The organism is Streptomyces sp. NPDC051452 (genome assembly GCF_044454765.1).
Taxonomy (GTDB): Bacteria; Actinomycetota; Actinomycetes; order Streptomycetales; family Streptomycetaceae; genus Streptomyces.
Genome location: NZ_JBITEB010000010.1, coordinates 105,470 through 129,588, shown reverse-complemented (window position 1 = coordinate 129,588; position 24,119 = coordinate 105,470). Strand labels below are relative to the sequence as shown.

The 24,119-nt window shown below is 71.1% G+C and carries 23 protein-coding genes; 13 read left to right on the top strand and 10 right to left on the bottom strand.

Features of this window, described 5'->3' with window-relative positions; genetic code table 11:
* Positions 1 to 12: 12 nt before the first annotated feature.
* Positions 13 to 462: a lipocalin-like domain-containing protein gene (locus ACIBA9_RS23305; RefSeq protein WP_399365800.1), complete on the bottom strand. Its 450-nt coding sequence runs from the start codon at positions 460 to 462 to the stop codon at positions 13 to 15.
* A gap of 229 nt (positions 463 to 691) precedes the next feature.
* On the opposite strand from ACIBA9_RS23305, the gene ACIBA9_RS23300 reads away from it, so the two are divergent.
* The 3 genes from ACIBA9_RS23300 (at position 692) to ACIBA9_RS23290 (ending at position 5,339) form a co-directional block, all read left to right on the top strand.
* On the top strand, positions 692 to 1,831 hold the full coding sequence (locus tag ACIBA9_RS23300) for a hydrolase (RefSeq protein ID WP_399365798.1): 1,140 nt from the start codon (positions 692 to 694) through the stop codon (positions 1,829 to 1,831).
* An 88-nt stretch (positions 1,832 to 1,919) separates the two neighbouring features.
* Positions 1,920 to 3,368, top strand: coding sequence for a multicopper oxidase family protein (locus tag ACIBA9_RS23295; RefSeq protein ID WP_399365796.1), 1,449 nt, complete (start codon positions 1,920 to 1,922; stop codon positions 3,366 to 3,368).
* Positions 3,369 to 3,413: 45 nt separating this feature from the next.
* Positions 3,414 to 5,339, top strand: a complete 1,926-nt coding sequence (locus ACIBA9_RS23290; RefSeq protein WP_399365794.1) for a flavin-containing monooxygenase — start codon at positions 3,414 to 3,416, stop codon at positions 5,337 to 5,339.
* A gap of 74 nt (positions 5,340 to 5,413) precedes the next feature.
* On the opposite strand, the gene ACIBA9_RS23285 is transcribed toward ACIBA9_RS23290, so the two are convergent.
* The 3 genes from ACIBA9_RS23285 to ACIBA9_RS23275 form a co-directional block, all read right to left on the bottom strand.
* The gene (locus tag ACIBA9_RS23285; RefSeq protein WP_399365792.1) at positions 5,414 to 6,331 is read right to left on the bottom strand and encodes a DUF6081 family protein; all 918 of its coding nucleotides are present in this window, start codon (positions 6,329 to 6,331) and stop codon (positions 5,414 to 5,416) included.
* The gene (locus tag ACIBA9_RS23280; RefSeq protein ID WP_399365790.1) at positions 6,328 to 7,470 is read right to left on the bottom strand and encodes a nucleotide disphospho-sugar-binding domain-containing protein; all 1,143 of its coding nucleotides are present in this window, start codon (positions 7,468 to 7,470) and stop codon (positions 6,328 to 6,330) included. Before ACIBA9_RS23280 ends, ACIBA9_RS23285 begins: the two co-directional genes overlap by 4 nt.
* 73 nt (positions 7,471 to 7,543) lie before the next feature.
* Positions 7,544 to 8,992, bottom strand: a complete 1,449-nt coding sequence (locus ACIBA9_RS23275) for an NDP-hexose 2,3-dehydratase family protein (protein WP_399365788.1) — start codon at positions 8,990 to 8,992, stop codon at positions 7,544 to 7,546.
* A gap of 144 nt (positions 8,993 to 9,136) precedes the next feature.
* On the opposite strand from ACIBA9_RS23275, the gene ACIBA9_RS23270 reads away from it, so the two are divergent.
* The 3 genes from ACIBA9_RS23270 to ACIBA9_RS23260 are packed head-to-tail and all read left to right on the top strand — an operon-like array spanning position 9,137 to position 12,182.
* Positions 9,137 to 10,201, top strand: a complete 1,065-nt coding sequence (locus ACIBA9_RS23270; protein ID WP_399365786.1) for a glucose-1-phosphate thymidylyltransferase — start codon at positions 9,137 to 9,139, stop codon at positions 10,199 to 10,201.
* A complete protein-coding gene (gene rfbB / locus ACIBA9_RS23265) occupies positions 10,198 to 11,178 on the top strand; it encodes a dTDP-glucose 4,6-dehydratase (protein ID WP_399365784.1) in 981 nt (326 codons plus the stop codon). The genes ACIBA9_RS23270 and rfbB overlap by 4 nt, the downstream gene beginning before the upstream one ends.
* Positions 11,175 to 12,182 carry a Gfo/Idh/MocA family protein gene (locus ACIBA9_RS23260; protein WP_399365782.1) on the top strand — a complete coding sequence of 336 codons (1,008 nt, stop codon included), beginning with the start codon at positions 11,175 to 11,177 and terminating at the stop codon, positions 12,180 to 12,182. The genes rfbB and ACIBA9_RS23260 overlap by 4 nt, the downstream gene beginning before the upstream one ends.
* 34 nt (positions 12,183 to 12,216) lie before the next feature.
* On the opposite strand, the gene ACIBA9_RS23255 is transcribed toward ACIBA9_RS23260, so the two are convergent.
* Positions 12,217 to 13,002, bottom strand: coding sequence for a 3-oxoacyl-ACP reductase (locus ACIBA9_RS23255; RefSeq protein WP_362149964.1), 786 nt, complete (start codon positions 13,000 to 13,002; stop codon positions 12,217 to 12,219).
* 177 nt (positions 13,003 to 13,179) lie between these two features.
* On the opposite strand from ACIBA9_RS23255, the gene ACIBA9_RS23250 reads away from it, so the two are divergent.
* Complete coding sequence (locus tag ACIBA9_RS23250) at positions 13,180 to 13,614, top strand: nuclear transport factor 2 family protein (protein ID WP_362149965.1); 435 nt, start codon at positions 13,180 to 13,182, stop codon at positions 13,612 to 13,614.
* Between the two features lie 76 nt (positions 13,615 to 13,690).
* Here the strand turns inward: ACIBA9_RS23250 and ACIBA9_RS23245 are convergent, their stop codons facing one another.
* Positions 13,691 to 14,506 carry a BTAD domain-containing putative transcriptional regulator gene (locus ACIBA9_RS23245; protein ID WP_399365780.1) on the bottom strand — a complete coding sequence of 272 codons (816 nt, stop codon included), beginning with the start codon at positions 14,504 to 14,506 and terminating at the stop codon, positions 13,691 to 13,693.
* 249 nt (positions 14,507 to 14,755) lie between these two features.
* On the opposite strand from ACIBA9_RS23245, the gene ACIBA9_RS23240 reads away from it, so the two are divergent.
* On the top strand, positions 14,756 to 15,457 hold the full coding sequence (locus ACIBA9_RS23240) for a hypothetical protein (RefSeq protein WP_399365778.1): 702 nt from the start codon (positions 14,756 to 14,758) through the stop codon (positions 15,455 to 15,457).
* A 295-nt stretch (positions 15,458 to 15,752) separates the two neighbouring features.
* The gene (locus tag ACIBA9_RS23235) at positions 15,753 to 16,895 is read left to right on the top strand and encodes a sensor histidine kinase (RefSeq protein WP_399365776.1); all 1,143 of its coding nucleotides are present in this window, start codon (positions 15,753 to 15,755) and stop codon (positions 16,893 to 16,895) included.
* Here ACIBA9_RS23235 and ACIBA9_RS23230 read toward each other — a convergent pair.
* A complete protein-coding gene (locus ACIBA9_RS23230) occupies positions 16,837 to 17,430 on the bottom strand; it encodes a response regulator transcription factor (RefSeq protein WP_362149969.1) in 594 nt (197 codons plus the stop codon). The two genes, ACIBA9_RS23235 and ACIBA9_RS23230, sit on opposite strands and share 59 nt — an antisense overlap.
* Positions 17,431 to 17,634: 204 nt before the next feature.
* Between ACIBA9_RS23230 and ACIBA9_RS23225 the strand changes: the two genes are divergently transcribed.
* Positions 17,635 to 18,555: an MBL fold metallo-hydrolase gene (locus tag ACIBA9_RS23225; protein ID WP_399365773.1), complete on the top strand. Its 921-nt coding sequence runs from the start codon at positions 17,635 to 17,637 to the stop codon at positions 18,553 to 18,555.
* A 70-nt stretch (positions 18,556 to 18,625) separates the two neighbouring features.
* On the opposite strand, the gene ACIBA9_RS23220 is transcribed toward ACIBA9_RS23225, so the two are convergent.
* Positions 18,626 to 19,129, bottom strand: coding sequence for a flavin reductase family protein (locus ACIBA9_RS23220; RefSeq protein ID WP_399365771.1), 504 nt, complete (start codon positions 19,127 to 19,129; stop codon positions 18,626 to 18,628).
* A gap of 246 nt (positions 19,130 to 19,375) precedes the next feature.
* On the opposite strand from ACIBA9_RS23220, the gene ACIBA9_RS23215 reads away from it, so the two are divergent.
* Entirely contained in the window at positions 19,376 to 20,956 is a 1,581-nt protein-coding gene (locus tag ACIBA9_RS23215; protein ID WP_399365769.1) for an acyl-CoA carboxylase subunit beta, read from the top strand.
* On the top strand, positions 20,953 to 21,177 hold the full coding sequence (locus ACIBA9_RS23210; protein ID WP_399365767.1) for an acyl-CoA carboxylase subunit epsilon: 225 nt from the start codon (positions 20,953 to 20,955) through the stop codon (positions 21,175 to 21,177). The genes ACIBA9_RS23215 and ACIBA9_RS23210 overlap by 4 nt, the downstream gene beginning before the upstream one ends.
* 43 nt (positions 21,178 to 21,220) lie before the next feature.
* Here ACIBA9_RS23210 and ACIBA9_RS23205 read toward each other — a convergent pair whose 3' ends face one another.
* Positions 21,221 to 21,583 carry a MerR family transcriptional regulator gene (locus ACIBA9_RS23205; RefSeq protein ID WP_399365765.1) on the bottom strand — a complete coding sequence of 121 codons (363 nt, stop codon included), beginning with the start codon at positions 21,581 to 21,583 and terminating at the stop codon, positions 21,221 to 21,223.
* 420 nt (positions 21,584 to 22,003) lie between these two features.
* On the opposite strand from ACIBA9_RS23205, the gene ACIBA9_RS23200 reads away from it, so the two are divergent.
* Positions 22,004 to 22,378, top strand: coding sequence for a hypothetical protein (locus tag ACIBA9_RS23200; RefSeq protein WP_399365763.1), 375 nt, complete (start codon positions 22,004 to 22,006; stop codon positions 22,376 to 22,378).
* A gap of 208 nt (positions 22,379 to 22,586) precedes the next feature.
* Here the strand turns inward: ACIBA9_RS23200 and ACIBA9_RS23195 are convergent, their stop codons facing one another.
* On the bottom strand, positions 22,587 to 24,074 hold the full coding sequence (locus ACIBA9_RS23195; protein WP_399365761.1) for a DEAD/DEAH box helicase: 1,488 nt from the start codon (positions 24,072 to 24,074) through the stop codon (positions 22,587 to 22,589).
* Positions 24,075 to 24,119 lie beyond the last annotated feature (45 nt).

The following is a 24,119-nucleotide window of genomic DNA, read 5'->3' as shown; positions in this document are numbered from 1 at the left end:
GGACTGTGCTCCTTAGTAGCGAGGTTGTGCGAAGGACGTGCCGGCCGGACGCTGTGCCGGGACGGGGGCGGGCACCCGCCGCCAGGTCAGCCTGCGGCGCCGCGGTCGGCCGTCGATGACCGCGACCCCGTGCAACACGAGATGGTCACCGTCGAGTTCGGCCTCCCGCGTCAGCTCGGTGCCGACCTGGAAGGGATGGGCGCTCACGGTGACGTCGTGCTTGACCACACCGTCGACCAGCCGCCAGGTGCCGGCATAGCCCATGAACACCGTGGCCGACGCCGGAGCGGTCGCGTGGTCGCCGCGCATCATCGACACGGACATGTGCCCGTGGTCGCCGTAGATCAGCAGGCCCCGGGGGTCGGGGCCCAGCGGGCCCTCGTGGCTGCCCCCCTCCTCGTCGAGGTCGACGTAGGCGATCAGGCTCCATACGCCGATCAGGTCCTCCACAGCCCACCGCACCCTGTCTCCCTGCGTCCGGGTCGTCGGGGTGTCCGCGTCCGAGCGCGGCCACCGCACCGACAACGGTATGCGCGCAACACCGGTCCGGTTATAGGCAATTCCGGTCGAGGACGACTTGAGCGGGGCTCGCGCCAGCTCCGGGCGGGGCGGGTTCCAGCCGGGTTCGAGCCACCTTCCACCGCCGCTCGCCAGGGTCGGCGCCACCAGCGAGACCAAGGAGTGTGCAGGGATGCCCGAGCGAACCCTTCCGAACACCGGTCTGCTGTCCGCCGCGAAGGACGTCGCGCAGGCAGCCGAGCGGAGCGCGGCCGCGGCGGAGGCCAACCGCCGGCTCGACGCCGAGGTGGTCGAGCAGGTGATCGCGGCCGGTTTCGCCCGGCACTTCGTCCCGGTCGACGCGGGCGGAAACGCGGGGACCTTCACGGAGCTGAGCGAGGCCGTCGTCACCGTCGGCGCCTCCTGCGCCGCCACCGCCTGGTGTGCCTCGCTCTTCGCGAACCTGGGCCGGATGGCGGCGTTCCTGCCCGCCGAGGGCTACCGGGAGATCTGGGCCGACGGCCCCGACACCGTGGTCGTCGGCTCGCTCAGCCCGGCCGGAAAGGCGACCGCGGTGCCCGGCGGCTGGCGGCTCTCCGGCGCGTGGCCCTACATCAGCGCGGTCGACTTCTCCGACTGGGCCCTGGTCGCCGGTATGGCCGCGACCGGAGGCGAGCCGCAGGCGCTGATGTTCGCCGTCCCGCGCTCCGCGTACTCCGTGGTGGACTCCTGGTCCAGCGTCGGCATGCGGGCCACGGGCAGCAACACCCTGGTGCTGGACGAGGTGGTCGTGCCCACGGCACGCGCCTTCCGCCGGGAGGACCTGTTCGCGGGACGGGCCGTGGACTCCACCGCCGCCTGCCACAGCGTGCCGTTGCAGGCGGCCAACGGCCTGTCGTTCGCCACGCCGACGCTCGGCGCGGCCCAGGGCGCGCTGCGCTCCTGGTCGCAGTACGTCGGCGAGAAGCTGCGGACCGCCTCGGTCCCGGGCCGGCCACCGGTCAACCGGGCGGCGCACGAACAGACGCTCAGCCGGTCGTCCGGCGAGATCGACGCCGCCCGGCTGCTGCTGGAGCGGGCGTCCGCCGTGGCCGACCTGGGCGCGGCCGTCAGCCCGCTGCAGACGGCGCGCAACCTGCGCGACTGCTCGCTCGCGGTGCAGCAGCTGGTGACCGCGGTGGACCGGCTCTTCCGCGCCGGCGGCACCAGCGGGCAGTCCGAGCACAGTCCGATGCAACGCTTCTGGCGGGACGTCAACTCGGCGGCCACGCACGTGGCCCTGCAGTTCGAGGCCGCCGCCAGTGTGTACGGGGGAGAGGTGTTCCCCTCCTGAAATCCCATGAAGGGGAAGCCGGTCGCGCAGTCGCGGGCCGGCGGACGGGGGTCCCCAGGGGAACACACAGCACGAAGTGAGACGCACGATGAACAACAGACGAGAGCTGCTCAAGCTGATGCTGGCGACGGGCGGCGCGCTGGTGGTGACCGGCGGCCTGGCCGCGCGGACCATGCGCCCGGACAGCGAGCCGGTCGCCGGCACCGTGCCCGCCCTGGCGGGCCCGATCACTCCCTTCCAGACGGCGATGCCCATACCGGAGGTGTTGCAGCCCACCAGCCGTTCCGGCAAGACCGACTACTACACGCTGGACGTGCGGCAGGCCGTCACCGAGATCATCCGCGGCAAGGACACGACGGTCCTCACCTACGGGGGCACGCTGCCCGGCCCCGTCATCCGGGCCCGGTCCGGCCGCACGGTGGTGATCCGGCAGACCAACCGCATCGACGAGGGCACCTCGATGCATCTGCACGGCGCCGTGGTGGACCCGGAGAACGACGGTGGTCCGATGGACCTGGTCGCTCCCGGCGCCACCCGGACCTACACGTACCCGAACCAGCAGGTCGCGACCACCCTCTGGTACCACGACCACGCCCACATGACCGACGCCGAGCACGTCTACCGCGGCATGTCGGGCTTCTACCTCATAGGCGACGCGAACGAGGACGCGTTGGGCCTGCCGAGCGGCGGCTACGACGTGCCCGTCATGATCCGTGACGTCGGCCTCGACGACGACGGCTCCCTCTACTTCGACCACCTGTTCACCTCGCGCCCGCAGATCCTGGTGAACGGCAAACCGCAGCCCTACTTCCGGGTCCGCGCCCGCAAGTACCGGCTGCGGATGGTCAACGGTTCCAACCTGCGCCCGTTCGAGTTCAAGCTCTCCAACGGTGACTCGTTCCAGCAGATCGGCACCGACCGCGGGCTGCTGCCGGCACCCGTCACGACGACCAGCCTGCCGCTGTCGCCGGGTGAACGGGCGGACATCGTCGTGGACTTCTCCCGATACGCCTCCGGCACCCGGATCGTGCTGGAGAACACCCTGTTCCCGACGGACACCACCGCCCAGATCATGCGGTTCGACGTCGGCGACACCGCACGGGACACCAGCCGGGTGCCCGGCAAGCTGGCCACGCTGCCCGCCCTCGGCACGCCCACGGTCACCCGGACCTTCACGCTGACCCTCGACCCGGCGACCGGTGCCGGCCTCATCAACGGTCGCCAGTTCGACATGGACCGGGTGGACTTCACCGTCCGGCAGGGTGCCACCGAGATATGGGAGATCAGCAACATCGACCAGATCCCGCACAACTTCCACATCCACCTGGTCGACTTCCGTGTCCTCGACATCGACGGCACGCCACCCGCCCCGGGCCAGGCCGGCCTCAAGGACATCGTGAGCGTCATGCCGGGCCAGAAGGCCCGCATCCAGGTGGGCTTCGACTACCCCTACCTGGGCCGCTACTACTACCACTGCCACCTCATCGACCACGGAGCCATGGGCATGATGGGCCAGTTCGACATCGTCCGCTCCTGACCAGGCACCGCGCACACCCGCGTACCGACATGGAAAGGAGCGGCCATGGGCGTCAACTCCGAGTTCGCGCCGATCACCGCCGCGGACGACGTCATCCGGGCCCACCTCGAAAGCGCCGAGATACCCGCCCTGTTGATGGCGGTGGCACATCTGACGGGGGACGTGACCTTCCTCGGGGACTACTCCGGACCCAGCGGATGGCTCACCCTGCCGCAGGGCGGCCTCACCCCCGAACAGCAGTCCGCGGCACGCGAGCTGGCGTTACGCGCGCTGGTCCGCCACCGCGACGGCGGGAGCGTGGCGCCGCCCCCGCCCGGACCGGAGCTGCTGCACGCGATCACCTCCTGGGCGATGGGCGAGGACGCCGAGGAGCTGCTGCCGCTGATCGCCGAGGAGGTGACGGCGCCGGGCGCCGACCCCAAGGCCCCCGGCTGGAACCTGCGGGACCTGGCACCGGACAGCGACATGCGGGTGGGCATCATCGGAGCCGGCATGAGCGGTCTGCTGGCCGCTCACCGGCTCGCCCAGGCCGGCGTGCCGTTCGAGATCTACGAGAAGAACAGCGACGTCGGCGGCACCTGGTTCGCCAACCGGTATCCCGGGTGCCGGGTCGACGTGCCCAGCCATCTCTACAGCTACTCGTTCGCCACCAGGACCGACTGGCCGGAGTACTTCTGCACCCAGGACGTCCTGCTGGAATACTTCCGGGACGTGGCCAAGCGCTTCGGCCTGTACGACCACATCCGCTTCGGCACCGAGGTGCGCGAAGCGGCCTGGGACGAGGAACGCGGCCGGTGGTCGCTGGCACTGGACACCCCGGACGGCCCCGAGCGGGTCGAGTGCACCGTGCTGGTGAGCGCCGTCGGACAGCTGTCCCGACCGAGCCTGCCGGCGATACCCGGGCGGGACACCTTCCGCGGCCCGGCCTTCCACTCCGCCCGCTGGGACCACTCGGTGGAGCTGGCGGGCCGGCGCGTCGGAGTGATCGGCACGGGCGCGAGCGCCTTCCAGTTCATCCCGGAGATCGCCGAGGAGACGGCCGAACTGCGGGTGTTCCAGCGCACACCGCCCTGGCTGCGGCCCACCTCGCACTACCACGAGCCGGTACCGCCCGGCGCCCGCTGGCTGTTCGAGCACGTGCCGTACTACGCGGACTGGTACCGGTTCTGGCTCTTCGCGCCGGGACTGCGCGGGGTGCTGGAGGCGTGGATCGTCGACCGGGCCTACCCGCCGACGGAACGCGCCGTCTCCGCGCTGAACGAGAAGATGCGGGTGGCCCTCACCCGGGCCCTGGAGAGCCAGCTGACCGACGCCCCCGAACTGCTGCCCGGGGTACTGCCCCGCTACCCGGTCGGGGCCAAGCGGGTGCTGCGGGACAACGGGAGCTGGATCCGCACCCTCAAGCGGGACGACGTCACGCTGGTCTCCGACGCCATCGAGGAGATCACGCCCACCGGTGTGAGGACGGCAGACGGCCGCCACCACGAGCTGGACGTCCTGGTGTACGGCACCGGCTTCGAGGCCTCGCGCTTCCTGATGCCGATGAAGGTGACCGGCCGGGACGGCGTGGACCTGCACACCATGTGGGGCGGCAGCGCCCGCGCCTATCTGGGGCTGACCATCCCCGGCTTCCCGAACCTGTTCTGTCTGTACGGCCCGAACACCAACCTCTCCGGCCAGGGCGGCAGCATCTTCTACTTCTCCGAGTGCGGGACCACCTACCTGCTGGACGCCCTGCGCCTGCTGCTGACCGGCGGCCACCGCTCGCTGGAGCCGCGCCGGGAGGTCTACGAGGAGTACAACGCCCGGGTCGACGAGGCGAACGCGGAGCGGGCCTGGGGGTTCTCCTCGGTGAGCAACTGGACCTTCGACCGGGCGGCCGGCCGTTCGGCGCAGAACTGGCCGTTCACCACGCTGGAGTACTGGACCCGCACCCGCCGTGTCCGGCCGGGGGAGTACCACCTGCGCTGACCCGTAACGGGCACGACGAGGGGCCCTCCCGCCGGTACGTCCGGTGGGAGGGCCCCGAGTGCGTGCCGCCGCGGTCAGTCCGTGACGTACACGCCGAAATCGCGGAGCGTCAGGCGTACGCCCTGGCCCCAGAGGGACGGCCGGGCCGCGCTGCCGCCCAGAGGTTCCAGCGGGGGCCCGCCGTCCGGGCCGCCCGCGTTGAGCAGTGTGAAGCAGGCGTACCCCGTCAGCAGTTGCCGGGGTGCGATCGCCTCCTCCCGGCCGTGCGCGCCGAGGAGCAGCCGGCCCCGGTCGGGACCGTGGCTGCCGAGGCGGTCGACGGTGAGCACCTCGACGCCGTCCACCCACCAGTGGGCGGTCCCCGCCGTGCGGTCGTAGGCCAGGGCGAGGCGGTGCACCTGGCCGGGGACGCGGTCGGCGACCGGAACGGCACGGCAGAAGGCCGTCGGGTCGTCCGGCCCCTGCGGGAAGCGCTCGTACAGGGCGTAGACGCGGCGGTTGGTCAGCGAGAGGTTGAGGACCAGGCGGGTCTCCACGTCGGCCGCGATCAGCGCGCCCGCCGCGAGCCGCGGATCGGTGTCCGGATCGGCGACGGCGTCACCGAACGGATGCCGCGCCACACCGAAGGCCTCGGCCCCCATCTCGCTGTGGACGGTGAGTGTGTCGGTCACGTCGAAACCGGGGAAACCGGAGGACGCCGTGCGGCGGGGAATGGCGCGCCACCGCATGTGGTCCTCACCGGTCCCGGGCGAGGCGCCGAATGCCCAGCTCGGCTCGCCGGTCTCGGGGTGCCGGGCGGTGGGGTCCACGACCAGGCCGCCGGGCGTGGCCGTCACCGCCGCGTCGCCGTCGGGCAGCGCACCCGACGCGCGCAGTTCCCAGCGGGCGCCGACGCCGTGCGCGTCCAGGCCGCCGGAGAAGTCGTCGAGGAAGGCCGGGCGGCGGGCCGCACCGGCCACACCGCCCGCCATCACGTCGTCGAGGGACGTCACGCGGCGTTGCCCTTCGCCAGTGCCGCGACGACGTCGACCACCTCGGCCGGGCTCGGCAGCTCCGCGATCTCCTGGGCGATGTCCCGCGATCGCTTGAGGTAGGAGGGCTCCTTCAGCAGCTCCTGGCATGCCTCGGCGATGGCCTCGGCGGTGTCCTCCCCGTCGATCAGCATCTTGGCCGCGCCGTACTCGACCAGGTTCTCGGTCATGCCGACCTGCTTCGGCATGGCGGGGATGACCAGCTGCGGGATGCCCGCGGTCATCGCGGACAGCATGGTGTTGCCGCCGCCGCGGTGCACCAGCAGATCGCTGGAGCGCATCAGCACGTCGACGGGCAGCCAGCCGGCTCGCACCCCGTCGGGCAGCGGACCGAGCAGGTTCGCGACCTCGTCGGGCACCGCGATGATCATCTCGAGGCCGAGCGGCTGGACCTTCTCGACCAGGTCGCGCAGCGCGGGCAGTTCGTAGTCCGGGGTGACCCGGCTGCCCGCCGAGATCACGACCCGAGGCACCTGGGGCCGGGTGTACATCCACGGGTCGAGCTTCTTGTGCGTGTTGTACGGCACGTACCGCATCGACTGCGACGGGATGGCGTCCGCGGGGCGCACGCTCGGCGGGCAGATGTCGATGAACAGGTCCTCGCCGGGGATGTCCGGCAGCCCGAACTTCTCCAGCTCCGGGGCGAGTTCGGCCGCGGCGCCGAGGTCGATGTTGGCCGGCTCGCCCATGTTCAGCGAGTGCCGCACGAACGGGATCCCGAAGTGCGCGGCGATGATGGGGGCGGCGTAGGACAGGGAACCGCCGACGATGACGTCCGGCCGCCACCGCTCGATCAGCGGGACCAGGCCCTCCAGGCTGGCCGCCGCGAGCCGGCCCATGCCGTGGCCGTTGAACAGGTTCCACTCCTCCGGGTCGTCCGGTTCGACGGCCGGATTCCCCTCGCGGTCCTGGTACATGTACTGCGGCATCGTGCCGGTGGCGAGGGCGACGCCGGGCAGGCCGGCGCTCGCCACCGCGGGCAGGGTGTTCTCGGTGACGCCGACGAAGACCTCGTGACCGGCGTTGCGCGCTGCGGTGGCGAGCGGGACCAACGGGAAGACCGCGCCCCGGCTGCCACCCGAGATGAAGAGGATTCGCATACGGGCGACGCTAGGCCGCGGGGGTCGAACCCCCCTTGAGCCGGACTGGACCGTGGTGCGGCCGGCGGTGGTCTCAGAACAGGCCGAGCTGCAGACAGGCGATGAGCGTACGGGCCTGAACATTGAGGTAGTTGCTGTGCCGCAGCAGTGCCTGCGCCTGGTGCAGCGTCACCCAGCAGTGGCCCTCCGGCTCGACCGTCGCGAACGCGTCGTCGACCTCGACGATCAGGTTGCGGGTCACCGCGTGGTGGAACCGGCCGCCCTCCTCGGACTGCACGGCGTCGTAGCGTATCCGCTCGCGCGGCGCCGACAGCAGACGGTCCAGCAGTTCGGGACGTTCGCCGGCCCCCTGGTGGGAGGGCGAGCACTGCACACTCGGCGCGTACTCGCACACGTTCAGGGTGCCCGCCTCGACGCGTGCCTCCAGCAGCAGGTGGAGAACCCCGTCGATCCGCTTGACGAACAGCCCCGACAGTCCCGCCACGGGTGCGATGAGCGGCTGCGACCAGCGGCCCACCTCGCGCCGCTCGGCGCGCACATCGACCCCGATCACCTCGAAGTGCCGTCCGTCGGGCCGGGCGATGCCGGTCTCCGTCCGCCGCCACGGTCCCTCGTCGAGGACATCGCGCAACGGCACGCGGCGCTGCACCAACTCGTGGCGGGCCCGGCTGTCGGTGAGCCGGCGCAGCACCTCGTGCAGCGTGTGCACGGACCCGTACCGCGGCGCGAGAGAGCGCAGGGCGGCTCGCCGGTAGGGGTCCGCGACCGTGTCGACCAGCCCCGGCGCGGGCTCTCCGCAGGGGAGGGTGGACAGCACGGTGCGCGAGTCCATGTTGACCAGGTTGTCGGTCCTCAGCAGTTCGCCGAGCTGCGCGAGCGTCAGCCAGCTGAAGCCGTCCAGCAACGGCACCTCGTCCCGCGTCTCGACCACCATGTTGCGGTTCCGCTTGTGCAGGAACCACCAGCCCTGCTCCGACTGGAGGGAGTCGGCGAGCACCGTGCCCCGGCGCGGCCCCATGAAGTACTCCACGTAGGGCACGCGCCGGCCCCGGTGCACGCCGGTGTAGTTGCTGCGCGTGGCCTGCACCGTGGGCGACAGCTGGAGGGTGTTGACGTTCCCGGGCTCCATCTTCGCCTGCATCAGCAGGTGCGGTACGCCGTCGAAACGCTTGACGAGGATGCCCAGCAGGCCGATCTCGGGCTGCACGATCACCGGCTGCGTCCATGCGCGCGGGCGCCGGAAGTCGGTGCGCACGCGCAGGCCGGAGATGGCGAAGAACCCGCCGGACTCGTGTACCAGGTCGCCGTCGGCGTCGAAGTGCCATCCGGACAGCGCGGAGAAGGGGACGCGGTCGACCGCGTACCGGTGGGCCCGGGCCTGCCGGGTGAACCAGTGCCGAAACTCGGCGATACCGGCGACCGGGCCGCCGGCCGGCCGCGCGAAGTCCCAGAAGCCGTCTGCCGGACCGTGGTCGTGGAGTTCGCCGGCCGCCTGCGTCGCCGTACCATGCGCCAGTGTCATATCGGACACCGTCGCCCGCCCGGCTCGAGGCACGGTCGAACGCCGGCCGAGCACCCCGCCTCTTCGCGCGGCCTCCCACGCTCGGGGTCACGGCGCGAGCCAGTGTCGACCGGGGCTTGAGCGGCGGTCCGCAGGCTTCCCGGCATGAAGGCGCTTGTATTGTCCGGAGGAACAGGCTCGCGATTGCGGCCTTTCACATACTCGACGGCCAAGCAACTGCTCCCGGTGGCCAACAAGCCCGTGCTCCGGCACTGCCTGGAGAAGATCCGGGAGACCGGGGTGAGCGAGGTCGGGATCATCGTCGGCGACCACGGCGATCAGATCAGGGCGGCCATCGGCGACGGGGCGGACCTCGGCCTGGAGATCACGTACATCAGGCAGCAGGCCCCGCTCGGCCTGGCCCACTGCATCGCCATCGCCGCCGGCTTCCTCGGCGACGAGGACTTCGTGATGTACCTGGGAGACAACATCCTCGCCGACGGCATCGTGGCCGCCGCCGAGACGTTCCGGGCGTCCGGGTGCGACGCGACCGTGCTCGTCGCCGGCGTGCCCGACCCACGGGCATACGGTGTCGCGGAACTGGACGCCGACGGCCGCATCCTCCGGCTGGTGGAGAAGCCGCCGGAACCCAAGAGCGACCTGGCGGTCATCGGTGTGTACTTCTTCACCGCCGCGATCCACCGCTCGGTCGCCGCCATCCGCCCGAGCGGCCGCGGCGAGCTGGAGATCACCGACGCGATCCAGCACCTGCTGGACAGCGGTGGCACGGTGCTCGCCGAGAAGTACCAGGGCTACTGGCAGGACACCGGCCGTCCCGAGGACCTCCTGGACTGCAACCGGGAGCTGCTGGCCCGGCTCGGACCGCGGATCGACGGCGAGATCGACGCCGAGACCTCCGTCGAGGGGTCCGTCGTCGTCGAGGCGGGCGCCAAGGTCATCCGGTCCCGGCTGGTCGGCCCGCTGGTCGTCGGCGCCGGGAGCGTGATCTCGGACAGCGCCATCGGGCCCGGCGTCGCGGTCGGCCGTGAGTGCGTCGTCAGCGGCGCGGGTGTGACGGACTCGATCCTGCTGGAGGGCGCGGCGGTGGACAGTGTGCCCGCCCTGCGTCACTCGATCATCGGACGGTGGGCCAAACTCAGCGCCGCGGACGGCACCCGGCCGTCGCGGCTCATCGTCGGTGATCACGCCCAAGCGGAGGTGGCGACATGAAGGTATTGGTGACCGGCGGGGCCGGTTTCATCGGATCCCACTACGTGCGGTCCATGCTGGCCGGGACGTACCCCGGCTACGAGGACGCCGAGGTCACCGTGCTCGACAAGGTGACCTATGCCGGCAGCCTGGACAACCTGCCGACCGACGACCCCCGGCTCTTCTTCGTCCGCGGGGACGTCTGCGACCAGGACCTGCTGCGGCTGCTGCTGCCAGGCCACGACATGGTGGTCCACTTCGCGGCGGAGAGCCACGTCGACCGCTCGGTGCGGTCCGCCGCGGAGTTCGTGCGCACCAACGTCGGCGGGACCCAGTGTCTTCTGGAGACCTGCGTGGAGGTCGGCGTGGACCGGGTCGTGCACGTGTCGACCGACGAGGTCTACGGCTCGATCGCCACCGGATCCTGGGACGAGAACGAGCCGCTGCTGCCCAACTCCCCCTACGCGGCGTCGAAGGCGGGCAGCGACCTGATCGCCCGTGCCTTCTGGCGCACCCACGGTCTGGACGTGCGCGTGACCCGCTGCTCCAACAACTACGGTCCGCGCCAGCACCCCGAGAAGTTCCTGCCGCGTTTCATCACCAACCTGCTCAGCGGCCTGTCCGTCCCGCTCTACGGCGACGGGGCAAACTCCCGGGAATGGCTGCACGTCGACGACCACTGCCAGGCCATTCAGCTGGTCCTCACCAAGGGCGCGGCCGGGGAGATCTACAACGTGGGCGGCGGCACGGAACTCACCAACCGCGAGGTCACCGCCCGGCTGCTGGAGCTGTGCGGAGCGGACTGGGACCTGGTCCGGTACGTGGAGGACCGCAAGGGCCACGACCTGCGCTACTCGATAGACGACAGCAAGATCCGCGAGCAGCTGGGGTACGCGCCCCGGTGGTCCTTCGACGTCGGACTCGCCGACCTCGTCTCCTGGTACCGGGAGCACCCCGGCTCCTGGGAGCCGCTGCAGGCGCTGGAGGGCTCGGCATGACAGCCGCCGCCGGGCCGCCGGTCCGGCTGGGGCTGCTGGGCTGCGCGGACATCGCCCTGCGCCGGGTGCTGCCCGCGGTGGCCCGGCTTCCCCGGCTCTCGCTCACCGGGGTGGCCAGCCGCGACCCGGAGCGTGCCGGGCGGGTGGCGGCCCGGTTCGGCGGACGGCCGGCGGCGCACTACGAGCAGCTGCTGGCCCGGGAGGACGTCGACGCCGTCTATGTGCCGTTGCCCACCGCACTGCACGCCGAATGGGTCGAGCGGGCCCTGGCGGCGGGCAAGCACGTGCTCGCGGAGAAACCGCTCACCGCGGACCCCGCGGTCACCGAGGCGCTCGTGGCGCGGGCGCGGGCGGCCGGGCTGGTGCTCCACGAGAACTTCATGTTCCTCCATCACGCGCGCCAGCGACGGGTCCGCCGGCTCCTGGAGAGCGGCGCGATCGGCGAACCGAGGGCGTTCTTTGCCGCCTTCGCCATACCGCCCCGCGACCGCTCGGACATCCGCTACCAGGCGGCCCTGGGCGGCGGCGCCCGGCTCGACGTGGGCGCCTACCCGGTGCGGGCGGCGCTGTACTTCCTCGGCCCCACGACACAGGTCGTGGGATCGTCCCTGCGGTACGAGGAGGCCTCGGGTGTGGACGTCGCCGGAGGGGCGCTGGTGTACCGGCCCGACGGGGTCGTCGGTCAGCTCGTCTTCGGCCTGGACCACGCCTACACCTCCCGCTACGAGCTGCTGGGCACGGAGGGCCGTATCACGGTGGACCGCGCGTTCACCCCGCCGGCCGACCACGCGCCGGTGATCCGGCTCGAACGGGGCGCGCACACCGAGGAGTTGGTCCTCGAACCGGACGACCAGTGCGCCAACACGCTGACCGCGTTCGCGGACGCCGTGCTGCACGGGCGGACCGGGGCCGACCCCTCGCTCGTGCACCAGGCCCGGCTGCTCGACGACGTGCGCCGACTGGCCGCCGTGACGGGCGCACACGGCGCGGGGGCCTCCCGGTGAGAGACCCCCGAGCCGGCCGGCGGCCGGGTCCCGCTCAGTAGTTGCCGAGTCCGCCGCAGACGTTGAGCGCCTGCGCCGTCACCGCGGCGGCGTCGTCGCCGACCAGGTACTCGACCATGGCGGCGACCTCACGCGTCTCCACGTAACGGCCCAGCGGCACGCGCGTGGTGATGCGGTCGTGCGTCTCCTGCTCGCTGACTCCCCAGATGGTGCCGTAGTGTTCGCGCACCCGCTCCGCCATCGGGGTCTCGACGAAGCCCGGGCACACCGCGTTCACGGTGATCCCGGTTCGGGCCAGTTCGAGCCCGAGCGCCTTGGAGAAGCCCACGACGCCGTGCTTGGAGGCGGAGTAGGGGGCCGCGTGCACGACGCCCTGCTTGCCGCCCGTGGAGGCGATGTTGATGATCCGGCCGCGGTCCTTGTCGAGCATGCCGCCCGTGGTGAGGACCTCCTTGGTGACCAGGAAGACGCTGTTGAGATTGGTGTTGATCACATCCAGCCACAGCTCGTCGGGGATCTCCGCGGTGGCTCCGCCGCCGCTGCGGCCGGCGTTGTTGACCAGGATGTCGATCGGCCCGAAGCGCTCCACCGCGGCCCTGACCAGGGCCCGGATCTGCTCGGGCCGCGCCACGTCGCACGTGGTGCCGTCGACGTCGAGGCCCTGGTCCTGCAGCTCCTTGACCGTGGCGGCCAGCTGCCGCTCCTGCCGGGCGCAGATGTAGACGCGGGCGCCGAGCCCGGCCAGACGCTTGGTGATCTCCAGCCCGATACCGCTGGTGGCCCCGGTCACGAGTGCGACCGGCTTGACTGCCTCCGCCATGTTCTCTCCCTCACCTGCGTTCACTCCAACGGACCGAGCCTGCGCCGAAGTCCTTGAGCGGCGGTCGAAGAGTTCTCGACACCGCCGCGGCGCGGCCCACGTCAGCGGCGCTCAAGCCGCCTTCGAGTCGGGCGGTCCACGGTGGGACCCTCGCTGACCTGGCACCGGAGGAAGCCCATGACCAGCACGACCGTGCCGCCCCATGAGTACGCGCGGATCCAGCAGTTCTACGCACGCCAGATGCAGGCGTTGGACGAGGGCCGGTTCGAGGAGTACGCCGCGACGTTCACGCGGGACGGCGTCTTCCAGCACACCCCCGGCACCGAGCCCGCCCGTACGCGGCAGGGCATCCTCGCCGAACTCGTCCGCTTCCAGGAGCGGTACCGGGACGAGCCGGTCCAGCGGCGGCACTGGTTCAACCAGATCGTGCTCGACCCCCAGCCCGACGGCACCCTGCGGTCCACGGTGTACGCCCTGGTGGTGCGCACCCGCCCGGGCGGCAAGCCGGAACCGGAGATCTGGCCCAGCTGCATCGTGCGTGACGTGCTGGAGGTCTCCGACGACCGGGTGCTGATGCGTTCCCGCGTCGTCGATTACGACCACCTGGGCTGAACTCGCCCACCCGCCCGTCGTCGGGTGCGGCGGCGGCGACCGTTCAGGCCGGGCGACCGCACCCGCGGCGGGCCGATCAGGCGGCCACGGACAGTGGCGCGTCCATCGTGAACTGCGGGGCGTCCAGGGCCGGGTCGCCGACCAGGATCGCCTGGTGCAGCTGCTGCAACCGCGGGGAGGGCACGATGCCCAGCTCGTCGTCGAGTGTCCTGCGCAGCTGCTGGAAGAGTTCCAGTGCCCGCCAGACTGCCCCCGACCGGTAGAAGGCCAGCATCAGATTGCCCGCGAACATCTCGTGCAGCGGGTGCTGGGTGGTCAGGACGCGCAGCTCGGCGAGCAGCTCGGCGTGCCGGCCCAGCTGCAGATCGGCCTTGATCCGCTGCTCCAGGACTCGCATACGCGCCTCGTGGAGGCCGAGCGTCTCCATCTCCAGCACCCGGCCCATCGGCACGTCCAGGAGCGCGGTGCCCCGCCACAGGGACAGCGCCTGTCCGAGCCGGGCGGAGGCGGTCCGCGCGTCGCCGGCCTCCAGGGCCGTCATGCCCTGCGCGGAGAGCCGCTCGAACTCCCGCAGGTCGCAGACGTCCGGGCGCACGCCGATGCTGTAGCCGCCGAACCGGGTGCTCAGGACGTCCTTGGCGGTCGTGGCCTGCTCCGGCGGCAGGGTCGAGGCGATCTTCCGCCGCAGCTGCAGTATGTACGTCTGCAACGTGGTGACGGCGCTGCGCGGTGGATCGTCGCCCCACACCTCTTCCATCAGGGTCGTCACCGGCACGATCTGCCCCGCACGGATGCCGAGCAGGGCCAGGACCTGCCGCGGCTTTCCCGCGCTCGGAACAATCGACACCCCGTTCATCCGGATTTCGACAGGACCCAGTATCTCGATTCGCATGTGGGAGCCTCTCCTCGGGGCGAGTCCTGGTCATGGGAGCCGCCCTGGTCGCTGAGTGCTTCTCGAGCATTCCACGAGGTCCTCGCCGAAAGTAGTGACCCCTTCACAGAGACCTTGTGACGAACTCACGCAACCGGAAGGCGTGCTTGAAGCTGTAACGAAGTGCTGGTGACATGGTGACCTTCTTTACGGCCGTATGACGGCACAGTTAGTCACCCATTACAGGTCTCGGTAGAAGGAATCTCACCCGTGGACGGAAGACGCCCCCGGTCCCTGTGGTCGCTGCGCGACGACGCCGTGCTGGAGGACGTGGAGGGCGGCCGCGTGCTCGTGGTCCGCAGTGCCGTCGACCGGGTGCGGTTGCCGTCCCCGCACCCCCTCGTACGCAGGGCGCTCGACCGGATGATGCTGGGACCGATCTCCCTGGAGAACGTGGTGGACGCGCCGCGCGGGGCATTCGAGGGGTCGCCCGGCACCGATCTGATCCCGGCTCTGCCCGTCGTGCTCGCCACCGCGCTGGGCCGGTTGCAGCACCTCGTGGTGCGTTCGATCGGGCTGGACGACAGGCGAGGGCCGGTGCTCTCGGTGGTCCCGGTGTGCCGTCAGGCCCGGTTCCGGCCGGTCCTGCCCCCGCCGCAACGGCGAGTGCGGCTGTCCTGCCGGTGCAGGCTGACCCTGCGCGGCGCCGACGCCGAACTGTTCTCCTCGACGGCGTGTCACCGGGTGCTGCTGCACCGGCCGGAGGCGCTGCTCACGACGCGGATGCTCCAGCGGTGCGTCACGCCGGCGCAGGCCGCGGACCGGGCGACGGCGCCGCTGCTGGCCCAGGCGATCATCGCCCATGTCGCGGGGGCGGGCATGGTCACCGCCTTCCCCGGGGAGGGGGCCGATATTTCACCGTTGCGCGATCCGGGAATATTCGATCAGTTCTTGCCGCGGTGGCCGGATTGATTCCCGCGCCGACGACCACCCGTCGACGCCCCGCCACCACACGAGAAAACGGATCCCTGTCGTCCGATTCGACTGTGAGATGCGGCTTTACCACGGGAAGGGGCGGCGCCGGGGAGTGACGCACCACATTTCCTTCGTTCGGGCGGCCGACTTCCGTATGCTTCGTGTGGAATGGCTTGTCCGCGTGGTCTGTCGAGGAGGACCCATGAGCGGTATAGCACGGGGGAACGCATTAACCGAAGCGGCTTTCGAAATAACCGGCACGAGTAACCGGCACCTGTCACCGTGGTTTCCGGTGATTGTCATCGCCCTCGCCCAGTGCGGGTTCGGCCTGACCGGCATGTTACGACTGGTGGCGGCCCATCCGGGGGCCCGGTCCATCGTGGTCTGCCTGATCTCCTTCTTCGCGGTCCTGGGGCTGCAATTCGTCCACTGCGCCGAACCGGGCCGGCGAATCCGGGCCCGATACGGCAAATGGACGCTCCTGCTCCAGGCGTTCTTCACTTTCGCCCCGGTCGTGCTCTTCAGCGCCGCCTGGGGCGGCATGGGCGGGTTCGTGGCGGGCAGCACCCTGCTGATCGTGGATGCCCCGCTCTCGTGGATCCTGTTCGCTCTCTATCCGGTGACGGCGGGCGCCCTGGCCGTCTTCATGGGCTTCCCGATGCTCGACATCGCCTGCCTGACCGTCGGCACCGCGATGACCGGGCTGATGATCTACGGCCTGCTGTGCCTGGCGGAGCTGCTGAGCGAGGCCCATCGCAACCAGGGCGAACGCGCCCACCTCGCCGTCAGCCGGGAGCGTCTGCGCTTCTCCCGGGACCTGCACGACCTGCTCGGGTACAGCCTCGCCTCCATCACGCTCAAGAGCGAACTGGCGTACCGGATGGTCGAGGACAACGACCGGGCCCGTACGGAACTCGGCGAAGTGCTGGACATCTCACGTCAGGCCCTGTCGGACGTGCGGACGGTGGCCTACTCCTACCGGGAGCTGTCCCTCGAGGACGAGGTCGCCGCCGTACGACGGGTGCTGGCGACCGCCGGCATCGATGCCGACATCAAGGCCCAGGAGGGCCGTTGGGGCTGCCAGATCGAGACCGTGCTCGCCACGGTGCTCCGCGAGGGCGTCACCAACCTGCTGCGGCACGCCGATCCGAGCCGGTGCCGCATCAGCCTGCGGGAGGAGGACTCCCATGTGCGGCTGACGCTGTCCAACGACGGCGTACGGGAGAGCGGTCCGCGGATGCCGGTGGTCGGACGGGGCCTGGACAACCTGGCCGAACGGATGTGCCGTCTGGGCGGCGCGCTCACCGCCGAGGTGGACGAGCAGGGCTGGTTCCACGTCATCGCCAGCTGCCCGCTCGCCACCTCCCGGCCGGCGGTCACAACCAGCCCGCCTCCGACGCGATCCGCACCGCGTCAAGCCGATTGCGTGCGTTGAGCTTGGTCACGGCCGCGGTGAGGTAGTTGCGCACGGTACCCACCGACAGATGGACCTGGGCGGCGATCTCGGTAGCCTCCGCACCGGACGCCGCCCAGCGCAGCACCTCCGTCTCCCGGCTGGTGAGCGGGTTGTCCTCGTGGCTCCACGCCGCGTGCATCAACCGGCGGTCCACCGCCAGCTCGTGGGCCGCGACCTTGCGTACCGCCTCCGCCAGTTCCTGGGACGGGGCGTCCTTGCGCAGATAGCCCAGGGCCCGGGCGGCCAGCGCGCGCCGCAGGGTGCCCGGGCGGTCCAGACTGGTCAGGATCAGGACCCCGCACTCCGGGACCCGGTCCCTCAACTGGGCCGCCGCGCTGAGGCCGTCGAGGCCGGGCAGATCGATGTCGACGACGACCACATCGGGCCGTTCCCGCAGGGCGACCGGCAGGATCGCGTCGCCGTATTCGACCTCCGCCACCACTTCGAAATCCGGTTCAAGATTCAGAAGTGCCACCAAGGCCCCGCGCACCATGTGCATATCTTCGGCCAGCATGATTCGTATCACAAATCCCCCCCGACTGATCGGTGAGTCGATACTAGCCCGGCGTGACTCGATGAAATGAGAAATATTACCCGCAATAGACGAGGTGAGTTCCCGTGCCCCGGCCGCCCGGCAAGGCGGACTCGACCGGCTCTCCAGAGGCAGGCGCGACAGTCCGTGCACGACCACGCCGCCGGACGTCCACGGGAGAGAACCATGAGCGCAGGACAGTACGACCCCTCGGCAGCCACCCTGGAGGAGGTGGCCGACGGTGTGTTCGCCTATGTACAGCCGGACGGCGGCTGGTGTCTCAACAACGCCGGTCTGGTCGTCGCCGACGGCGAGGCCGCGCTGATCGACACCGCCGCGACGCAGGAGCGCGCCGAGCGACTGCGCACGGCCGTGTCGGCCGTCGCCCCGGCCCCGCCCCGGCTCGTCGTCAACACCCACTTCCACGGCGACCACGCCTTCGGCAACTTCGTCTTCCCCGAGGCCGTGGTCGTGGCGCAGCACCGGACGCGTACCGAGATGGCCGCGGCCGGGCTGCACCTGACCTCGCTGTGGCCGAAGGTCGACTGGGGGGACGTGCGTCTCGTGCTGCCCACGGTGACCTACGAGGACCGGCTGACCCTCCATGTGGGCGGGATACGTGCCGAGTTGGTGCACCTGGGGCCGGCGCACACCACGAACGACACGGTCGTCTGGCTGCCGGAGCAGCGGGTGCTGTTCACCGGCGATCTCGTCATGGCCGGGGTGACGCCGTTCTGTCCGATGGGTTCGGTGTCCGGTTCGCTGGCCGCCGTGGACCGGCTGCGCGCCTTCGGTGCACGTGTCCTCGTCACCGGGCACGGCCCGGTCGCCGGACCGGAGGTGCTCGACACGACCGAGGGCTATCTGCGCTGGATCCAGCGGCTGGCCGGGGAAGGCGTGGCGGCCGGCCTCGACCCCCTCGACGTGGCCCGCGAGGCCGACCTCGGTGAGTACGCCGGGCTGCTGGACGCCGAACGGCTGGTGCCGAACCTGTACCGCGCCTACGCGGAGGAGCGAGGCGCGGCCCCCGGTGACCCGCTGGACATCGGAGAGCTCTTCGGAAAGATGATCGAGCATCATGGGGGGCTGCCGGACTGCCACGCCTGAGACACGGGGGGTCGCGCCGTTGGGGCGACCCCCGCCCCGGATCACCCGGTGGCCGTGGCGAGTGCCCCGATCACCCCGTGGCCGTGGTGAGTTCGCCCGGCCGCCAGGCGCCGAACACCCCGCGCTGGTGCAGCACCGGCGGCCGGGGGAAGACCTCGGCCCCCTCCACCCTGCCGATGACGATCCAGTGGTCACCGGCCTGCACGGACCGCGTCACCGTGCACTCGGCGTATCCGACCGCGAGGTCCGACAGGACGGGCGCTCCCCCGGCGGCCGCCGAGGGCTGCCACCGTACGTCGGCGAACTTCCGCTCCGATCTGCTCGCGAAGACCCGCGCCACGTCCTGGGCGCCGTCGGCGAGCATGTTGACCACGAACGCTCCCGCCGACAGCAGCGGCCCGAGCGAGCGTGCGGAGCGGTCCAGGCAGACCAGCAGCAGCGGGGGATCCACCGAGACGGAAGTGACGGCGCTGCAGGTGAATCCGCGAGGAGTGCCGTCCGTGTCGACGGTCGTCACGACCGACACGGGCGTGGGGAACGAGCCGAAGAAGGCCCGGAATTCGTCTGGGGTCACCGACATCTCACACCGCCGCCTGGATCCGATTCAACGCGTCCGAGGGTCACTCTCCGCGACCACCCTGGAGCACCGGTGGATCCGGGATCGAGGCGGAATCAGGGCCCACGATGCCGGCAAGTACCGCAAGACGGGCCCTAGTTGGCTTCGAGCGGTGCTGTAGGGCCGCCACGGACGCTCGCCGTCACGGCAGCGTCACCGTATCGGGCTCACCCATGCGGCGTGTATTCCATCGGAAGGGCAGGCATGACCATCGTTGATGACGGGCGGCCGGCGGACTCGATGCGGCTCCGCGTCACCGAACTCGCCCGCTTGCGGGAGGAGGCCCACGGCGGCCCCGGTCCGCAGGCGACCGCGGCGCAGAAGGCCAAGGGCAAACTGACCGTCCGGGAACGCGTCGGGCTGCTCTTCGACGAAGGGTCGTTCACGGAGATCGAGCCCCTGCGCCGGCACCGGGCCGCCGGTTTCGGCATGGAGGCCAAGAAGCCCTACACGGACGGGGTGGTCACCGGCTGGGGCACCGTCGACGGCCGCACCGTGTTCGTCTACGCCCACGACTTCCGTGTCTTCGGCGGCGCCCTCGGCGAGGCGCACGCCGCCAAGATCCACAAGGTGATGGATCTGGCCGAGGCGGCCGGTGCCCCCATCGTGGGACTGTGCGACGGGGCGGGCGCGCGAATCCAGGAGGGCGTGACCGCGCTCGCCGGATACGGCGGTATCTTCCAGCGCAACGTCCGCAACTCCGGCGTCATCCCGCAGATCAGCGTGATTCTCGGCCCGTGCGCGGGCGGCGCCGCCTACTCCCCGGCGCTGACCGACTTCGTGTTCATGGTGCGCGGAACCGCTCAGATGTTCATCACCGGACCCGACGTGGTCAAGGCGGTGACCGGCGAGGTGATCAGCCACGACGCGCTGGGCGGCGCCGACGCGCACGCCGCCGTGTCCGGGGTGGCGAGCCTCGCCTACGACGACGAGGAGGAGTGCCTCGCGGACCTGCGCCACCTGCTGTCCCTGCTGCCCTCCAACAACCGTGAGCTGCCGCCGCACCTGCCCTCGGCCGACCCGCCGGGCCGGCTCACCGAGAGGCTGAACGACCTGGTGCCCGCGGACCCCAACCGCTCCTACGACATGCACGCCGTGATCGAGGAGATCGTCGACGACGGCGACTGCTTCGAGATCCAGCCGCTGTGGGCCACCAACATCATCTGCGCCCTGGCCCGGATGGACGGACACGTGGTGGGGATCGTCGCCAACCAGCCTGCGGCGCTCGCCGGGGTGCTGGACATCCACGCCAGCGAGAAGGCCGCCCGCTTCGTCGCCCTGTGCGACGCGTTCAACATCCCGCTGGTCACCCTGGTCGACGTACCGGGATTCCTGCCCGGTGTCGACCAGGAGCACGGCGGGATCATCCGGCACGGCGCCAAGCTGCTGTACGCCTACTGCAACGCGACCGTGCCGCGCGTCCAGGTCATCCTGCGCAAGGCGTACGGCGGCGCGTACATCGTGATGGACTCCCGCTCCATCGGCGCCGACGTGTCCCTCGCCTGGCCGACCAACGAGATCGCGGTGATGGGCGCGGAGGGGGCGGCCAACGTCATCTTCCGGCGCGAGATCGCGGCCGCGGAAGACCCCGAGGCGGTGCGCGCCCAGAAGGTCAAGGAGTACCGGAGCGAGCTGATGCACCCTTACTACGCCGCCGAGCGCGGCCTCGTCGACGACGTCATCGACCCGGCCGAGACGCGGCACCGGATCATCGGCGCGCTCGCCATGCTGCGCGCCAAGCACGTCCCGCTGCCCAGCCGCAAGCACGGGAACCAGCCCCAGTGACCGCCGAGGGCCCGCTGTTCCGGGTGGTCAGGGGCGTGCCCCTGGAACATGAACTGGCCGCGCTGACCGCGGTGATCTACGGCTTGGCCCGCCGTGAGGACGGCGAACCCGGCGACGCGGAGCCTCCCGCGGCCGGTTGGGGCCGACCGACGGCACAGGCCGTGCCTGCCGGTGCGTGGACCACCGCTCGAACACCGTCCTGGCGCCCGAACCTGCCGTGACCGGGCCGGCCTCACCCGGCGGACGCGGTCCCCGTCCGCACGATCAGCCGGAGCCGGAGCCGGAGCCGGAGCCGGAACCGTCCGCCGCCTCGCCGGTGCCGCGACGGTACTCCTCGTTGATCCGCTGGGCTTCCTCGAGCTGGTCCTCGAGGATGACGATGCGGCAGGCGGCCTCGATCGGCGTCCCCCTGTCGACGAGCTCGCGGGCGCGAGCGGCGATCCGCAGCTGGTAGCGGGAGTACCGGCGATGGCCTCCTTCCGAGCGGAGCGGAGTGATCAGGCGAGCCTCACCGATGGCTCGGAGGAAGCCCGGGGTGGTCCCGAGCATCTCGGCTGCCCGGCCCATCGTGTAGGCCGGGTAGTCGTCGTCATCCAGACGATCACCGAGAGGGTTGTCCGCTGTCATGTCACCTCGCTGTGCAACGCGTCGAGGGGCCCTGGTGCCGTACGGCACCAGGGCCCCGAAGGAAATTCAACACCATCAGTGGGCTACCCGGCCCGGCAGAGCGGGCGATCCTGATGGCGTTCGTTGCGTCCACCCGCCAGTTCGTGTCTGGCGGGTCTTGTTCGACCGTCGCTACGAGTTGAAGCCTAGCCACACCGCGAGCGAATGTCTACTCCGGCAAAGGCAGATTTCACCTTTCCTGTGGAGCAAGAAACCTGTCACCTGCGAAAATTGCTCTCGCGAGGCGCCGTCGTTGCGGCGATGCGGCGGCGGATCGGCCCTCACCGCCGGGGGCGGACGGCGGTCCTCCGCCGGTCTCGCGGCCGCTTCACACCCCCGGGGGGCGGTTGGGGGACAGCCGGTTGGATAGGCTCTGCCGACATGTCGAACCCTGATGAGCTGCTCGTCGCCCTGTCCGCCGCTGTGGAGTCCGAGCGAAGCAATCAGATGGCGCTGACCGTGGTCGTCGGCGGTGCCGTCATCACCGGTCGGCTGGCTCCTGAGGCCGTGTGGCGGGAGCGGGTGGCGGAGGTCCTGGAGGACTCGGACCGTCTCGGCCCGTTCGCCGGCATCTTCGCCGGCCGGCCGCGGGAGAACGGGCCCGCTCGCGGTGAGGCGCCCACGCATCTGCACTTCCATCTCGCCCGGATCCTGCAGGGCAGCCTCGGGATCCCGGAGACGGGTGGCATGTACCGAGTCGCGATCAAGGACGTCAGCGCGTGGACCGTGGGCGATCTCAGCTACTTCGACCGGTGAGACGCGTCGCCCTGCCGCGGGTCCGGGCTCTCCCAGGCATGCCGGAGCCCGGGTGACCTCACCGACGGTGTGGTCACCCGGGCCCTCGTACGTGCCGTCCTGGTCGAACGGGTGGCGGGCGCTGGACCGGTGGGGAGCCGGGAGTCGCTCGGGTCGGTGACCCTCGCGGTCCCGGCGGGACCACGGTGGTCCGGGCGCCGCGCCGTGCCTAGGCGGCCGATTCGTTGCCGGGCCGCGGCTGTCCCCTGCGCGCCCCCGCGCCGACGGGCCGGCCCTGACCGGGGCGGCCCCGGCGGCCCCGGGACGGCGAGGACGCACGGCGCGGGCGTTCCGCGACCGGCGCGGTGATGACCACCGGGACGCCGGAAGGCGCCTGGGCGCCGGTGATGCGGCTCAACTCCGCCTCACCCGAGCGGACCGGGGTGATCTGCGGGGTGATGCCGGCCGAGGCCATCAGACGGCTCATGCCGCGGCGCTGGGCCGGGGTCACGAGGGTGACGACGCTGCCGGACTCGCCGGCTCGGGCCGTACGGCCGCCACGGTGCAGGTAGTCCTTGTGGTCGCTCGGCGGATCCACGTTGACGACCAGGTCGAGGCTGTCGACGTGGATGCCGCGCGCGGCGACGTTGGTGGCCACCAGCACCGTGACGTGACCCTCCTTGAACTGCGCCAGGGTCCGGGTGCGTTGCGGCTGGGACCTGCCACCGTGCAGGGCCGCGGCGCGGACACCGCTGTCCAGCAGGTGCCTGGTCAGCCGGTCCACGGCGTGCTTGGTGTCCAGGAACATGATGACCCGGCCGTCCCGGGCCGCGATTTCCGTGGTCGTACGGTGCTTGTCCGCGTCGTGCACCTGGAGGACGTGGTGCTCCATCGTGGTGACGGCACCGGCCGACGGGTCGACCGAGTGGACGACCGGGTCGGTCAGATAGCGGCGGACCAGCAGGTCGACGTTGCGGTCCAGAGTGGCCGAGAAGAGCAACCGCTGGCCCTCGGGGCGCACCTGGTCGAGCAGGGCGGTCACCTGGGGCATGAAGCCCATGTCGGTCATCTGGTCGGCCTCGTCGAGGACCGTGATGCCGACGTCGGTGAGCCGGCAGTCGCCCCGGTCGATCAGGTCCTTGAGCCGACCGGGCGTCGCGACGACCACCTCCGCACCCGCGCGCAACGCCCCGGCCTGCCTGCCGATGGACATTCCACCGACGACGGTGGCGAGCCGCAGGCGCATGGAGCGGGCGTAGGGAGCGAGCGCGTCGGTGACCTGCTGGGCCAGCTCACGGGTGGGGACCAGCACCAGGGCCAGGGGGCTTCGGGGCTCGGCGCGCCGGCCCGCCGTACGGGCCAGTACCGCGAGGCCGAAGGCGAGGGTCTTGCCCGACCCGGTGCGACCGCGACCGAGTACGTCACGGCCGGCCAGGGAGTTCGGCAGGGTCGCCGCCTGGATCGGGAACGGTACGGTCACGCCCTCGTGGCCGAGTGCGGCCAGCAACGGCGCCGGCATGTCGAGATCGGCGAACGACTCGACGGCGGGCAATGCCGGGGTGACCGTCTTCGGCAGCGCGAAATCGGCCTGCGGGGCCTGTCGGGTTTTGTAACCGCCGGAACGGGGCGGAACACCGGAGCGGCCTGCCGCGGCACTTCCCCCGAAGCGATCGTATGTGCGAGTTGTGCGTGCGCGAGTGGTGCGTGTGCGGTTCATGCGGAACCTTCCTCGACGTGGGCACGTATCAAGGAAATTCCGCAG

Coding starts and splice junctions, on each gene's coding strand:
- ACIBA9_RS23300 (WP_399365798.1), top strand. CDS start 692: ATGCCCGAGCGAACCCTTCCGAACACCGGTCTGCTGTCCGCCGCGAAG.
- ACIBA9_RS23295 (WP_399365796.1), top strand. CDS start 1,920: ATGAACAACAGACGAGAGCTGCTCAAGCTGATGCTGGCGACGGGCGGC.
- ACIBA9_RS23290 (WP_399365794.1), top strand. CDS start 3,414: ATGGGCGTCAACTCCGAGTTCGCGCCGATCACCGCCGCGGACGACGTC.
- ACIBA9_RS23280 (WP_399365790.1), bottom strand. CDS start 7,470: ATGCGAATCCTCTTCATCTCGGGTGGCAGCCGGGGCGCGGTCTTCCCG.
- ACIBA9_RS23275 (WP_399365788.1), bottom strand. CDS start 8,992: ATGACACTGGCGCATGGTACGGCGACGCAGGCGGCCGGCGAACTCCAC.
- ACIBA9_RS23270 (WP_399365786.1), top strand. CDS start 9,137: ATGAAGGCGCTTGTATTGTCCGGAGGAACAGGCTCGCGATTGCGGCCT.
- rfbB (WP_399365784.1), top strand. CDS start 10,198: ATGAAGGTATTGGTGACCGGCGGGGCCGGTTTCATCGGATCCCACTAC.
- ACIBA9_RS23260 (WP_399365782.1), top strand. CDS start 11,175: ATGACAGCCGCCGCCGGGCCGCCGGTCCGGCTGGGGCTGCTGGGCTGC.
- ACIBA9_RS23255 (WP_362149964.1), bottom strand. CDS start 13,002: ATGGCGGAGGCAGTCAAGCCGGTCGCACTCGTGACCGGGGCCACCAGC.
- ACIBA9_RS23250 (WP_362149965.1), top strand. CDS start 13,180: ATGACCAGCACGACCGTGCCGCCCCATGAGTACGCGCGGATCCAGCAG.
- ACIBA9_RS23245 (WP_399365780.1), bottom strand. CDS start 14,506: ATGCGAATCGAGATACTGGGTCCTGTCGAAATCCGGATGAACGGGGTG.
- ACIBA9_RS23230 (WP_362149969.1), bottom strand. CDS start 17,430: ATGCTGGCCGAAGATATGCACATGGTGCGCGGGGCCTTGGTGGCACTT.
- ACIBA9_RS23225 (WP_399365773.1), top strand. CDS start 17,635: ATGAGCGCAGGACAGTACGACCCCTCGGCAGCCACCCTGGAGGAGGTG.
- ACIBA9_RS23215 (WP_399365769.1), top strand. CDS start 19,376: ATGACCATCGTTGATGACGGGCGGCCGGCGGACTCGATGCGGCTCCGC.
- ACIBA9_RS23205 (WP_399365765.1), bottom strand. CDS start 21,583: ATGACAGCGGACAACCCTCTCGGTGATCGTCTGGATGACGACGACTAC.
- ACIBA9_RS23200 (WP_399365763.1), top strand. CDS start 22,004: ATGTCGAACCCTGATGAGCTGCTCGTCGCCCTGTCCGCCGCTGTGGAG.
- ACIBA9_RS23195 (WP_399365761.1), bottom strand. CDS start 24,074: ATGAACCGCACACGCACCACTCGCGCACGCACAACTCGCACATACGAT.